The organism is Streptomyces sp. NPDC093600, assembly GCF_044764755.1.
GTDB lineage: Bacteria > Actinomycetota > Actinomycetes > Streptomycetales > Streptomycetaceae > Streptomyces.
Genome location: NZ_JBIWIU010000006.1, coordinates 178,957 through 191,467 on the forward strand (window position 1 = coordinate 178,957; position 12,511 = coordinate 191,467).

At 74.9% G+C, this 12,511-nt stretch carries 11 protein-coding genes; 2 read left to right on the forward strand and 9 right to left on the reverse strand.

Annotation, left to right across the window (positions count from 1 at the left end; genetic code table 11):
- Nucleotide 1 precedes the first annotated feature (1 nt).
- The 4 genes from ACIRB4_RS17380 to ACIRB4_RS17395 all read right to left on the reverse strand — a co-directional run bounded on the left by ACIRB4_RS17380 (nucleotide 2) and on the right by ACIRB4_RS17395 (nucleotide 4,346).
- Complete coding sequence (locus ACIRB4_RS17380; protein ID WP_403292095.1) at nucleotides 2-1,942, reverse strand: ABC transporter permease; 1,941 nt, start codon at nucleotides 1,940-1,942, stop codon at nucleotides 2-4.
- 40 nt (nucleotides 1,943-1,982) lie between these two features.
- Nucleotides 1,983-2,798, reverse strand: coding sequence for a molybdate ABC transporter substrate-binding protein (gene modA / locus ACIRB4_RS17385; protein WP_403292097.1), 816 nt, complete (start codon nucleotides 2,796-2,798; stop codon nucleotides 1,983-1,985).
- A 167-nt stretch (nucleotides 2,799-2,965) separates the two neighbouring features.
- Complete coding sequence (locus ACIRB4_RS17390) at nucleotides 2,966-3,796, reverse strand: SGNH/GDSL hydrolase family protein (RefSeq protein WP_403292099.1); 831 nt, start codon at nucleotides 3,794-3,796, stop codon at nucleotides 2,966-2,968.
- A gap of 67 nt (nucleotides 3,797-3,863) precedes the next feature.
- A complete protein-coding gene (locus tag ACIRB4_RS17395) occupies nucleotides 3,864-4,346 on the reverse strand; it encodes an Lrp/AsnC family transcriptional regulator (RefSeq protein WP_403292101.1) in 483 nt (160 codons plus the stop codon).
- A 310-nt stretch (nucleotides 4,347-4,656) separates the two neighbouring features.
- Here ACIRB4_RS17395 and ACIRB4_RS17400 point away from each other — a divergent pair, with 310 nt between their 5' ends.
- Nucleotides 4,657-6,159, forward strand: coding sequence for an FUSC family protein (locus tag ACIRB4_RS17400; RefSeq protein ID WP_403292407.1), 1,503 nt, complete (start codon nucleotides 4,657-4,659; stop codon nucleotides 6,157-6,159).
- Nucleotides 6,160-6,305: 146 nt separating this feature from the next.
- Nucleotides 6,306-7,355, forward strand: a complete 1,050-nt coding sequence (locus ACIRB4_RS17405) for a lactonase family protein (RefSeq protein WP_403292408.1) — start codon at nucleotides 6,306-6,308, stop codon at nucleotides 7,353-7,355.
- 105 nt (nucleotides 7,356-7,460) lie between these two features.
- Here ACIRB4_RS17405 and ACIRB4_RS17410 read toward each other — a convergent pair whose 3' ends face one another.
- From ACIRB4_RS17410 to ACIRB4_RS17430, 5 genes are all read right to left on the reverse strand, one after another.
- Nucleotides 7,461-8,384, reverse strand: coding sequence for a sirohydrochlorin chelatase (locus ACIRB4_RS17410; protein WP_403292103.1), 924 nt, complete (start codon nucleotides 8,382-8,384; stop codon nucleotides 7,461-7,463).
- 87 nt (nucleotides 8,385-8,471) lie between these two features.
- On the reverse strand, nucleotides 8,472-9,446 hold the full coding sequence (locus tag ACIRB4_RS17415; protein WP_403292104.1) for an N-acetylglucosamine kinase: 975 nt from the start codon (nucleotides 9,444-9,446) through the stop codon (nucleotides 8,472-8,474).
- A 16-nt stretch (nucleotides 9,447-9,462) separates the two neighbouring features.
- A complete protein-coding gene (locus ACIRB4_RS17420) occupies nucleotides 9,463-10,140 on the reverse strand; it encodes a uracil-DNA glycosylase (RefSeq protein ID WP_403292105.1) in 678 nt (225 codons plus the stop codon).
- A gap of 49 nt (nucleotides 10,141-10,189) precedes the next feature.
- Complete coding sequence (locus tag ACIRB4_RS17425) at nucleotides 10,190-11,275, reverse strand: WD40/YVTN/BNR-like repeat-containing protein (RefSeq protein ID WP_403292107.1); 1,086 nt, start codon at nucleotides 11,273-11,275, stop codon at nucleotides 10,190-10,192.
- A gap of 153 nt (nucleotides 11,276-11,428) precedes the next feature.
- Nucleotides 11,429-12,511: an NADH:flavin oxidoreductase/NADH oxidase gene (locus tag ACIRB4_RS17430; RefSeq protein ID WP_403292109.1), complete on the reverse strand. Its 1,083-nt coding sequence runs from the start codon at nucleotides 12,509-12,511 to the stop codon at nucleotides 11,429-11,431.

A 12,511-nucleotide genomic window follows, 5' to 3' on the forward strand; every position in this document is an offset into this window, starting at 1 on the left:
CTCACAGGGCCACCAGGGTCACCTCGGTCGCCTTCACGCCGGTCCAGACGGGCACGCCGTCCGCAAGACCGAGCTCGGCCACGGCCTGCGGGGTGATCTCCGCGACGAGCGACGGTACCCGCTCGGACGTGATCAGCACCCGCAGCCTGCTGCCGCTCGCCGTGATCTCCCGTACGGTGCCCGGCCAGACGTTACGGGGGCTGCCGCCGGGCTTCTCGCGGTGGACGGAGACGGCCTCGGGCGCGATGATCGCGAGAGCGTCCGTCCCGGGCGGGAGCGGCTCGGCGGCGACCAGGCCGCCCCCGCCCCCGTCCGCGAGCGCGAGCCCGTCGGCGGTGGCCGTGCCCGGCCAGGCGTTGCGGCCGAGCAGCCTGGCCACCCACGGGGACCGGGGGTGGCGGGAGACCTCGGCGGGGGAGGCGTCCTGGAGGGTGCGGCCGTCCTCGAGGACCAGGACCCGGTCGGCGAGCGAGACCGCCTCCACGGGATCGTGGGTGACGATCAGACAGACACCGCCGAAGCCGGACAGATGGGTCCGCAGGGTGTGCCGCACATGGGCCCGGGTGGTCTGGTCGAGCGCGGCGAGCGGCTCGTCGAGGAGGAGCAGCCGGGGGCGGGCGGCGAGCGCGCGGGCGAGGGCGACCCGCTGCGCCTGGCCGCCGGAGAGCTGGGCGGGACGGCGGTGCGCGAGGTGGCCGACGCCGAGGCGGTCGAGCCACTCCCGCGCGTCGCGCCGGGCCGCGGCGCGCGGCACGCCACGGGCCCGCAGTCCGTAGGCGGTGTTGGCGAGCGCGGTCAGATGCGGGAAGAGGGCGCCGTCCTGCGGCACCCAGGCCACCTGCCGGCGGTGCGGGGGCAGCGCGGTCACGTCGTCCCCGCCGAGCCTGAGCGCGGCACGGGCCCGCGGCGTGAGACCCAGCAGAGCCCGCAGCAGAGTCGTCTTCCCGGCGCCGTTGGGGCCGACGACGGCGATCGTGGTGCCGGGCTCGGCGTCCAGGACGAGCTGGGTGAACCCGGTGACCTCCGCGTGCAGCGCCCAGCGCTCCTCCGGCCGTACGACGGGAGAGGCGTCGGCGTCCGGAGCCGGTTCCGCCACGGCCGGGCCCGGGGCGGCGGGCGCGGGCCGGGCCTCCGGGGCGCCACCGGTCCACCGGCCGCGCAGCGCGATCAGCACCGCCATCGCGATGGCGAGCAGCAGCAGGGAGACCGAGGTCGCCGCCGCGGGCTCCTCCTGGAGCAGCAGATACACCTGGAGCGGCAAGGTCTGGGTGGTGCCGGGCAGGTTCCCCGCGAAGGTGATGGTGGCGCCGAACTCGCCGAGCGCCCGCGCCCAGGTCAGGGCGGCGCCCGCGGCCAGACCCGGGGCGACCATCGGCATGGTGACGGTGAGGAAGACCCGGAGCGGTGAGGCTCCGAGGGAGGCGGCCGTCTCCTCGTACCCCGGCCGCAGCCCGCCCAGGGCGCCCTCCAGGCTGATCACCAGGAACGGCATGGCGACGAAGGTCGCCGCGACGACCGCGCCCGAGGTGTGGAAGGGGAGCGTGACGCCGAAGGTGCTCTCCAGCCAGGGCCCGAGCAGCCCGCGGCGGCCGAAGGCGAGCAGCAGCGCCACCCCGCCGACGGTCGGCGGCAGGACCATCGGCAGCAGGACGAGTGAGCGGACGAACGCCTTGCCGCGGAACGGCACGCGGGCCAGCAGCCAGGCCAGGGGGACGCCGAGCAGCAGGGAGAGGCCGAGAGCCCAGAACGAGACGATCAGCGACAGGCGCAGCGCCTCGACGGTGCCGGGGCCGGTCAGATGGCCGGCCAGCTCCCCCCACTCCGTACGGGCGAGGACGCCGATCAGCGGCAGCAGCAGGAACGCGACGGCCAGCAGCGCGGGCACGGCGAGCGCGATCGGGGTGCGGGGGCGGCCGGGTGTGCGGCGGGCGAGGCGTGTCATCGCTGTTCCGGGCTTTCTCGCTGCTTCCTCGGCGTCTTCCCTAGGGCTTCTGGAAGCCGGCGTCGTGGAGGATCTTCTGCGCTTCGGGCGTGTTCAGCCAGGCCACGAACGCCGCCGCGGCTTCCGTATTGCGCGAGCTCTTCAGGGTGGCGGCGGGGTAGGAGGCGATCGCGTTGCGGTCGTCGGGGATCTCGACGGCGTCGACCTTGTCGGCGGCGCCGGCCGCGTCGGTGCGGTAGACGAGACCGGCGTCGGCCTCGCCCAGTTCGACCTTGCTCAGGACGGACCGGACGCTCGGTTCCTGCGAGACGGGCCGCACCGGGATCTTCTGGGCGTCGAGGATCTGCCGGCTGTACCGGCCCGCAGGGACCTCGGGGGCGGCGAGCACGACCTTGAGCCCGGGGTCGCCGAGGTCCTTCAGCTCGTCGACCTTCTTCGGGTTTCCCTCGCCGGTGGCGATGACCAGCCGGTTCCTGGCGATGACGGTCGGCGTGCCGGTGTCGGCCCGCAGCCCGTCCATAGTCCGGGTGTCGGCGGTGACCAGCGCGTCGGCGGGAGCGCCCTGCCCGACCTGGGCGGCGAGCTCCTGGGAGCCGGCGAAGGAGAAGGACACCTTGGTGCCCGGGTGGCTCTTCTCGTAGGCGGCGCCGGCGGTCTTGAACACGTCGGTGAGCGAGGCGGCGGCCAGCACCGTCAGACGGGCCGCGGGAGCGCCCGCGGAGGACTCGGTGGACTCGGTGGACTTCGCGGCGCCGTCGGTACCGCTGCCACCGCATGCCGTGAGTGAGACGAGCAGTCCGGCCGTCAGGACGGCGGAGGCGGCACGACGGCCGGGGGAGAGGAGGGGCGAGGTCATGGGCAGGGGCTCCTTGGGCGCGGGGCCGCGTTCAGGCGCGGTCGATGCCCAATGGTGTAGGACTGCATATGCGTCACGTTAGGCCGCAGAGGCTCTCATCTGCAATCGATCCAGATCCATTTCGTAGCATCCGCGACCCGGCCTGGAGGAAGCCCCAAGAGTGCCGGTCAGAGCGGTGCGGAAGCCTCGGGCGCCGTCGGCGGGAAGACGGGAAGCAGGTGCGGACGCTTCGCCACCCGCCCGTCGCCGGAGGAGCGGCCCCGCAGTCGGCGGCCGAGCCAGGGCCCCAGGAAGGCGGCGGCCCAGCGAAGTTCGGCCGCCACCGCGCGCGAGCCGGTCGGAGCGGGTGTGCCCGGTGCGGGCAGCGGCAGGGACCAGGAGGCGTCGGCTCTCGGGAGCGCGAGCGCGTGGGCGAGCGCGGCGGCGATCCGCTCATGACCCAGAGGGCTCGCGTGCAGCCGGTCCGGGCTCCAGATCCGGGGGTCGGTGACCACCGCGTGGCGCGCGGTGTCCGCGACGACCACGCCGTGCCGGGCGGCCGCGGCGCGGACCAGCCGGTTCAGCTCCTCGATCCGGGGCGTCAGCGGCCGGGCGAGCGGAGTCAGCCTCGCCATGTCCGGGAAGGTCACCGTCGCGACCCGCGCCCCGGCGGTGGTGAGCGCGGCGAACATCGCCTCCAGGTGCTCGGCCACCTCCGCCGCGTCGAACCGGGGCCGCAGCAGGTCGTTCACCCCGGCCACCACGGTGGCCAGGTCGGGGCGGAGGTCGAGGGCGGGACCGAGCTGCTCCGCTCTCACCTGTCCGGCGAGCCGGCCGCGTACGCCCAGATTGGCGTACCGCACCGCGGGTTCGATCGCGGCGAGCCGCTCGGCCAGCCGGTCGGCGAACCCGCGCGTACCGACCAGGTCGTCCCCGTCGCCCAGCCCCTCCGTCTGGCTGTCGCCCAGGGCGACATAGCGGAGGCAGGGCGGGTGTGACGGGCTGTCGGTCGGCGGCATGGGGTCACCCTAGGGACAAGGGCGCCACTAATCAACAAATTGACTAGCGCCTCTGCTTCCTCCCGGCTCAGTCGTCACGCGCCGACGCCCGCCCTACCGCCTCCACCAGCGGCAGCAGCCGGTGCGGAACCCGCTCGCGCAGCGCCATCTCCGTACGGGTGCGGACCACGCCCGGCAGCTGGATCAGCCGCTGGATGACATCCTCCAAGTGGCCGTTGTCCCGAGCCACCACGCGCGTCAGCAGATCTCCGCCGCCCGTGATCGAGAACGCCTCGACGATCTCCGGGATCGCGGCGAGCGCGTCCCCGACCTCGTCGAGATGCCCCTGGGTCACCTCGATGTGGACGAAGGCCAGCACCGGATGACCGAGCGCCGCGGGGGAGAGGACCGGGCCGGTCGCGGTGATCACGCCGTCGCGCTCCAGCCGGTCGATGCGGGCCTGCACCGTGCCCCGGGCCACCCCGAGGATCCGCGCGTACTCGCGCACGCTGGTGCGCGGCCGCTCGATCAGCAGCCTCAGGATGCGGGTGTCGAGCTCGTCCACCGCCATGGTCCGTTGGCCTCCTCCTGGCTGAGTTCTACCCGCGATGACTGTACCAATGGCCCACCACCGGCGGGATGAGTTGAGCCAGCGGCGAGCAGGTGTTTTCCTACGGAAGAGTACGAACAGATGGCGCCGCGCACGCGCCGGACCGGCGACGCGGCCGGTGCCGGCCCCGCGGCGCCTTTCCCATGCCCGGCGGCCGCCACAAGCAGGCCGGGGCACGAGAGCATGTCGAAGAGGGTGTGTGTACGGCAGCGGGGGCGGAACGACCGTCGTGAAGAGGGGCCTGGCGGCCTGCCGCCGCCTGGTCCGGCATATGTTCGTGGCCCCCGATCCGGGCCGGGTCCGGCTTCGGATCTCCTCGCGCGCCGTGCTCGGCGTCGGCCTCTCCGTCGCCGCGGCCGAACTCTCCGGACTCTCCCTCACCGCCTCCATCACCGGCGGTCTCGCCGCGCTGCTCGCGCTCTTCACCGTCGGCGATCCCACCGTCCGCCGCCAGGCCGTCACCACGGCCCTGCTGCCCGCCATCGGATTCCCCGTCCTCGCACTGGCCACCGTGCTGCACGGGGCGCCGCTGCTACGGGACGCCGCCTGGCTGTCCGTCGTCCTCGCCGGCGTCTACGCCCGCCGCTGGGGACCGCGCGGCCACGCACTGGGCATCTTCGCCTTCATGATGTTCTTCGTCACCCAGTTCCTGCACGCGCTCCCCGCGCAACTGCCGGAGCTGTACGCGGCGGTGGCGCTCGCCCTCGTCGTCTCCGGCGCGGTCCGCTTCGTGGCCTGGTGCATCGAGCGGCGCGTCCCGCCGCCCGCCGCACCCGCCCCGCTGCCGGGCAGCGGCCTCGCCCGCCCCACCACCCGGCAGGCCGTCCAGGCCACCGTCGCCTGCGCCGTCGCGCTCGCCGCCGGACAGTTCATCTCCCACGAGCGCTGGTACTGGGCCGTCGGCACCGCCTGGTGGATCTTCGTCAACACCGCCTCCCGCGGCGAGACCCTCGTCCGCGGATTCCGCCGGGTCGTCGGCACGGTCACCGGCATCGCCGCCGGGTTCCTCATCGCCGTCCCGCTGGCCGGCGCCCCCGCCCCGACGGCCGCCCTGGTCGCCGTCTGCGTCTTCGGCATCTTCTACACCGCCCCCCTCTCGTACAGCTGGATGATGTTCTTCGTCACCGTCATGGCGGGCCTGCTCTACGGCCTGCTCGGCGTGCTGCACCCCGGGCTGCTGCTGCTCCGCTTCGAGGAGACGGCCGTCGGCGCGCTCGGCGCCGCCGTCGGCGTCGTCCTGCTGCCCGTCACCACCCACGCGGCCACCAACGCCTGGATCGAGCGGGCCGTCACCTGCGTGCACGACTGCACCACCGCCGCCGCCCGGCGCCTGGCCGGCGACCCCGAGGCCGACCCGGCGCCGCTCGTCGCCGAGCTGGAGCTGCTGCTCGGCCGGGTCCGGCTCTCGCTCGCGCCGCTCGTCCACCCGCTCAGCCCGCTGCGCGCCCGCAAGGCCCGCGCCCGCCGCGTGCTCGCCCTGCTCGACGACTGCGCCCGGGAGATCAAGGGACTCACGGCCGTCGCCGCCGACCCGGACGCCTCCCACGACGCACGGCTCGCCGCCGCGGCCTGGCGCGTGGAGGCGGCCGTCCACGCCCTGGTGCGCCCGGCCCGCCCCGCCCGGCCGGCGGTGGCGGACGTCGCCGCGCTCCCGCCGCACCACCCCGGCGCCGAGGCCGCCCTCGGCCATCTGTACGGCCTGGAGCGGGCCTTGGTCGACCTGGCCGCCCCTCTGCGTACGGCACCGGGCGCCCCCGTCGTCCCCGCGGCCTGATCCCGCTCCCGAAGGCCCTGCTGGTCTAGACCGCCTGCTACCGTCTGCCGCGACTACGGCCGGTCGACCGCGACCGGCCGGCGGACAGGGGAGGCGCCGTGCGTGACGCGGAGGCGGGTCGGACCGGCGAGCGGGACAGCGAGCGTGTGACGGTTTCGGGCGGCCCTCAGAGCCGCCCTCGCGCGTTCATCGGGTCCTTCACCTCGGCGGGCGGCCGCGGCGTCCTCACGGCCGATGTGGACGCCGCCACGGGCGCCCTGACCATCACCGGGACGAGTGACACGGTCGCCGACCCGTCCTTCCTCACCCTCGCCGGAACCACCCTCTACGCCGTCTCCGAGACCGAGCACGGCGCCGCGGCCGCCTTCGACGTCAGCGGTGCCGTACCCCGACCGCTCGGCGCCCCCACGCCCGTACACGGCGCGGCGCCCACCCACCTCTGCGTCGCCGCCGGCCACCTCCTGACCGCGAACTACACCTCCGGCAGCGTCACCGTCCTGCCCCTCGCCGAGGACGGCTCCCTCCGCCCCGCCACCGACCGCGCCCGGCACGAAGGATCCGGACCCGTCGCGGGCCGCCAGGACGCCCCGCACGCCCACCAGGTGCTGCCCGACCCCGCCGGGCGCTGGGTGACAGCCGTGGACCTCGGCACCGACTCGGTGCGCGTCTACGCCCTCGACGCCGCGCCGGGCGCCCTGCGGCCGCACGGCGAGACCGCCCTGCGGCCCGGCACCGGCCCCCGCCATCTGGCCTTCCACCCCGCAGGTACGCACGCGTACGTCCTGAACGAGCTGGAGCCGACCCTCACCGTCTGCCGCTGGGACGCCGGCGCCGGAGTCCTCGAACCGCTCGGCGAGACCCCCGTCCTGCCCGAGGGCGCCGCCGAGCCCAGCCACCCCTCCGCGGTCGTCGTCGCCCGCGACGGACGCTTCCTCTATGCCGCCGTCCGCGGCGACGACTCCCTCGCCGTCCTCGCCCTCGACGCGAGCGGCGGGAAGGCCGAGCTCGTCACCACCGTGCCCTGCGGCGGCCACTGGCCCCGCGACCTCACGCTCGACCCGGCCGGGCGGCGCCTCTACGCGGCCAACGAGCGCTCCGGGGACGTCACCTGGTTCGACATCGACGCGGAGACCGGCGTCCCGCACCGTGCGGGCGCCGTCGAGGCCCCCGCCGCCTCCTGCGTCGTCCTCGGCTGAGCCGCCCCGCGACGCGCGGGAGGGCCCGCACCGGACAACTCCGGTGCGGGCCCTCCCGTACAGCTTGCCGGGCCGCGCGCATCCCACCGGACGCGGCGCGACGGATCAGAGGGCAGGGGCGCCCTGCGCCTGCTGAGGGGCGATGCCGAGCACGGCCGTGTACTGCGAGAGCACCAGCTTGCCGATGGCCGGGTACGCGCCGAGCGGTTCGGCGGAGGCGCAGCCGGCCTCCTGCGCGGCGGCGTCGAGCAGCCCCTCGGCCAGCTCCGGACCGATCAGATACGGGGCCAGCGCCAGCTGCTCCGAGCCGGAGGCGCGCAGCTGCTCCGCGACCGCGGTGATCGAGCCCTCCTGGTCCAGCGCGGCGGCGATCACGGGGACGGCCAGACGCGCGGCGAGCAGCATGCCGGTGATACCGGCGGCCTGGACCGCCTCCTCGCCGCCGACCGTGGCGAGCACGATGCCGTCGGCGGCCGTGGCGACCGTGAACAGCCGGGCGCGGTCGGCACGGGCCAGACCGGCCTCCGACAGGCGCACGTGCAGGGCCTCGGCGAGCAGCGGGTGCGGGCCGAGGACGTCGGTCAGCTCGGCCAGGTTGCCGCTGTCCATCACGGCCTGGCGGACCTGGCGCATCAGGGCACTGTCCGGGCCGGCGAGCAGCGGGACCACGACGGCGGCCGGGCCCTCGGGGGCGCTGACCTCGCGGCCGGCGGCCAGAGCCAGCTCGTACCGCTCGGTGCGCAGCGCGGCCACCCGCGCGAGGACCGTCGCGAGGGTGGGGTACTCGGCGTCGTCGCCGTCCAGGTAGCCGATCGCGGCCTCCAGGCCGGGCAGCTCGGAGCGGGCGATGCTCACGACCTCTTCGGCCAGCGAGCGTATGGCGGCCGACGGCGCGCCGGGGACGGCGAGAACGAGTGCGGGAGCGCCCTCGGGCGCCGCCGCGGGTTCGGGGCGACGGTGCCGTCCGGTCTGGCGGGGTCGCGGCATTCGTACAGGCAGGCCGGAAGCAGGCCCAGTGGGGGAGCTCATGCGCCCGCATGCTACTGGTTTCGCCCGCCGCGCACTGCGGTGAGGTGCGGTCGAGCGTGGGATGCCCCTGTATGTCCGGACCGTGGTTCAGCCGACGAGATGGAGCATCCGGGGCTCCCGGGGCAGCCGCAGGGAACCGGAGGCGAGAGCCGAGGCGAGGGTGACGGCGCCGTCGAGCGGATCCCCGGCGGCGGACACGGTTCGCGTGGCGGGCAGCCGCTCCGCGAGCTCCTCGGCCAGCGGCACGAGGAGGGGGTCGCCCATCTTGAACAGGCCGCCCGTCAGGGCCACATCGCACGGCCCGTCGTCGGGGCAGGCCGCCGCGGCCGCCTCGGCGATGTGCGCGGCGGCCCGGGCGAGGATCTCCGCCGCGACCTGGTCGCCGTCCGCGGCACCGCGAGCGACGTCGGGCGCGAAGGAGGCCAGCACGGCGGGCCGGTCCGTACGGGGGTAGAGAGCACCCGGCAGGCCGGCGGCCGGCCCGAACCGCGCCTCGGCACAGGCCAGGAGCGCGCCCGAGCCACCGGGGCGGCCGTCGAAGGCGCGCATCGCCGCCTCAAGGCCCGCCCGGCCGATCCACGCGCCGCTGCCGCAGTCGCCCAGCAGATGACCCCAGCCGTCGGCCCGGCGCCAGGAGACGAGATCCGTGCCGAGCGCGATCAGGCCCGTGCCGCCCGCGACGACCGCCCCCGGGCGCTGGCCGAGCGCTCCCGCGTACGCGGTGACGGCATCGGCCGCGAGCGCCAGCCTCCGCACCCCGAGCGCCTGCTCCAGGGCGCCGGGGAGCACCGCCCGCAACGCGTCGCCGAGCGTCGCCATCCCGGCGGCCCCGATCGCCACGGCGGCCACGGGGCCTTCGCCTCCGGCCCGCCGCAGCATCGCCTCGGCGGCGGGCAGCAGTTGCTCCAGGAGATGGGCGGCGTCGATCCCGCCCGGCCCGGTGCGGACCGGCTCGCGTGAGGAGACCGTCTCCACGACGCGGCCGTCCGCGGCGTCCGCCAGAGCGATCCGCAGCCCAGAGCCGCCCGAGTCGACGCCGAGGACCCGGCCGCCGGTCGTCACGGAAGCCGCCGGTTCGTCACGGCAGCCGCCAGTCGACCTCCTGCGCCCCCTGGCGCAGCAGGAGTTCGTTGGTGCGGCTGAACGGGCGGGAGCCGAAGAAGCCCCGGTCCGCGGACATCGGCGAGGGGTGCGAGGACTCGATGGCCGGCAGATCGCCGAGCAGCGGACGCAGATTGCGCGCGTCACGCCCCCACAGCACCGAGACGAGCGGCTTGCCCCGGGCGGCCAGCGCCTTGATGGCCTGCTCGGTCACCGCCTCCCACCCCTTGTCCCGGTGCGCGCCCGGCTTGCGCGGGGCCGTGGTGAGCGCCCGGTTGAGCAGCAGCACCCCCTGGCGGGTCCAGGGCGTCAGATCACCGTTCGAGGGACGCGGAAGCCCCAGGTCGGTGTTCATCTCCCGGAAGATGTTCTCCAGACTGGGCGGCAGCGGCCGCACGTCCGGTGCCACGGAGAAGCTCAGGCCCACCGCGTGCCCCGGCGTCGGGTACGGGTCCTGGCCGACGATCAGGACCCTCACCTCGTCGAAGGGCTGTTGGAAGGCCCGGAGCACATTGGCCCCGGACGGCAGGTAGGTGCGCCCAGCGGCGATCTCCTGTCTCAGGAAGTCGCCCATGGAGGCGATGCGTTCGGCCACGGGCGCGAGCGCGTGTGCCCACCCCGGCTCGACGATCTCGTTCAACGGTCGTGCTGCCACGGCCGTCACTCTACTGGCGCAGCGCCCCGGCCCTCACCGGACCGGCCTCTCAGTCGATCACCGCCGCCCGCACGCACAGCACGTCCGGCAGGTGCTCGGCCAGCAGGGCCCAGCTGTCCCCGTCGTCCGCGCTGCCGTACACCTCGCCGTTGCGGTTGCCGAAATAGACACCCGTCGGGTCCCCGCCGTCCGTGCACATCGCGTCCCGCAGCACGGTGCCGTAGTGGTCGCCCTCGGGAAGTCCGTGGGTGAGCGCCTCCCAGCTGCCGCCGGCGTCGCTCGTGCGGTAGACACGGCAGCGGCGTCCGGCGGGCACCCGGTCGCTGTCGGCGTTGATCGGGAAGACATAGGCCACATCGGCCCGATGGGGGTGGGCGGCGACGGTGAAGCCGAAGTCGGACGGCAGCCCGGCCCCGATGTCGGTCCACTTCGCGCCCGCGTCGTCGCTGCGGTACACCCCCCAGTGGTTCTGCAGATACAGCCGGTCCAGATTGCCCGCGTCCTGCGCGATCTTGTGGACGCACTGGCCGAACTCGGGGTTCGGATCGGGCAGGAAGACCGCCGACACGCCCTGGTTGGACGGCGCCCAACTGGCCCCGCCGTCCAGGGTGCGGAACACCCCCGCCGCCGACACGGCGACCGTCACGGCCTCCGGGTCGCGCCGGTCGGTGACGACCGTGTGCACGGCCTCGCCGCCGCCGCCCGGCTCCCAGCGGGAGCGGGTCGGGTGCTCCCACAGCGGGCGCACCAGCTCGAACGACTCGCCGCCGTCGGTGGACTTGAACAGCGCGGCGGGCTCCGTCCCGGCGTACACGACGTCCGGGGAGTGGGCGGGCGCGGGGTGCAACTGCCAGACGCGCTCCAGGGAGACGCCCGTGTCCTGCGGGAACCTGACCGCCGGCCGGGGCGGTTCGGTCCAGGTCGCTCCGAGGTCGTCGGAGTGGAACACCGAGGGACCCCAGTGGTCGCTGACCGCGCCGACCAGCAGGCGCGGGGTGCCGCGGCGGGTGTCGATGCCGATCGAATAGACGGCCTGCGCGTTGAAGCGGGGTTCGTCGAACTCCCACCGCCCCGCACGCCGGTGGCCGATGAACAGACCCTTGCGGGTGCCTACGGTGAGTACTACGTCGGGCATGGCCGACACCTCCAGGACGCCGTTGTCGCGGATAGGGGCAAGTCTGCACCCGACCACTGACAGTGGCCCCTGGAGAGAGCGTCGCCGCAGGTCGGAGGCGTGTTTCATGCGACGCGAGGAGACCTGGCGGCAGGTCCCGGAGCGGGGACCGGTTCAGATGGCCCAGGCGTACGGCGCCGGCGTGTGCGTCTCGGCGCCGAGCTCGCGCGCGGCCCGCCGGGCCCAGGAGGCGTCGCGCAGCAGCTCGCGCCCGAGCAGTACGGCGTCCGCCTCCCCGTTGGCGACGATCTTCTCGGCCTGCGCGCTCTCCGTGATCATGCCCACGGCGGCGACCGGAAGCCCCGTCTCGGCCCTCACCCGGGCCGCGAACGGCACCTGGTAGCCGGGACCGACGGGAATGTCGGCCGGGCCGCCGTTGCCGCCGCTGGAGACGTCGAGGAGGTCGACACCGTGCTCGCGCAGCAGGGCCGCGAGGCGGACGGTCTCGTCCGCGGTCCAGCCCTGCTCCCCGAGCCAGTCCGTGGCGGAGACCCGGAAGAAGACGGGCAGCTCCTCGGGCCACACGGCCCGTACGGCGTCGACCACTTCGAGGGCGAGGCGGGTGCGGTTCTCGAAGGAACCGCCGTAGGCGTCGGTGCGGCGGTTGCTGTGCGGGGAGAGGAACTCGCCGATGAGATAGCCGTGGGCGCCGTGCACCTCGATCACCTGGAACCCCGCGGCGAGAGCGCGTCGGGCCGCGTCGGCGAACTGGCCGACGATCTCCTCGATGCCCTCGGTCGTGAGCTCGGTCGGCACGGGGTACCCCTCGGCGAACGCGACGGGGCTCGGTCCGACCGGCTGCCAGCCGTGCCCGTCCTCACCGACCGGACCGCGGCCCTCCCAGGGGCGCCTGGTGGCCGCCTTGCGGCCGGCGTGACCGATCTGGATGCCGGGCACGGTCCCGTGCGCCTTGAGGAAGCCGGCGATCCTGCGCAACGCCTCGACCTGCGTGTCGTTCCAGATGCCGAGGTCGGCGGGGCTGATCCGGCCCTCGGCCGAGACGGCGGTCGCCTCGACGAGGATCAGGCCCGTGCCGCCGGTGGCGCGGGAGGCGTAGTGAGCGAAGTGCCAGTCGTTCGCGACGCCCGCCTTCGGGCCGGACGCCTCTGCCGAGTACTGGTCCATCGGCGACATCCAGACGCGGTTGGGGATGGTCAGCGATCGGAGGGTGAGGGGCTCGAAGAGGGCGGCGCTCAT

What these genes read in the sequence shown, in the direction of transcription:
- ACIRB4_RS17380 (WP_403292095.1), bottom strand. Translation starts at nt 1,942, where the DNA reads ATGACACGCCTCGCCCGCCGCACACCCGGCCGCCCCCGCACCCCGATC.
- modA (WP_403292097.1), bottom strand. Translation starts at nt 2,798, where the DNA reads ATGACCTCGCCCCTCCTCTCCCCCGGCCGTCGTGCCGCCTCCGCCGTC.
- ACIRB4_RS17390 (WP_403292099.1), bottom strand. Translation starts at nt 3,796, where the DNA reads ATGCCGCCGACCGACAGCCCGTCACACCCGCCCTGCCTCCGCTATGTC.
- ACIRB4_RS17395 (WP_403292101.1), bottom strand. Translation starts at nt 4,346, where the DNA reads ATGGCGGTGGACGAGCTCGACACCCGCATCCTGAGGCTGCTGATCGAG.
- ACIRB4_RS17400 (WP_403292407.1), top strand. Translation starts at nt 4,657, where the DNA reads ATGTTCGTGGCCCCCGATCCGGGCCGGGTCCGGCTTCGGATCTCCTCG.
- ACIRB4_RS17410 (WP_403292103.1), bottom strand. Translation starts at nt 8,384, where the DNA reads ATGAGCTCCCCCACTGGGCCTGCTTCCGGCCTGCCTGTACGAATGCCG.
- ACIRB4_RS17425 (WP_403292107.1), bottom strand. Translation starts at nt 11,275, where the DNA reads ATGCCCGACGTAGTACTCACCGTAGGCACCCGCAAGGGTCTGTTCATC.
- ACIRB4_RS17430 (WP_403292109.1), bottom strand. Translation starts at nt 12,511, where the DNA reads ATGAGCGCCGCCCTCTTCGAGCCCCTCACCCTCCGATCGCTGACCATC.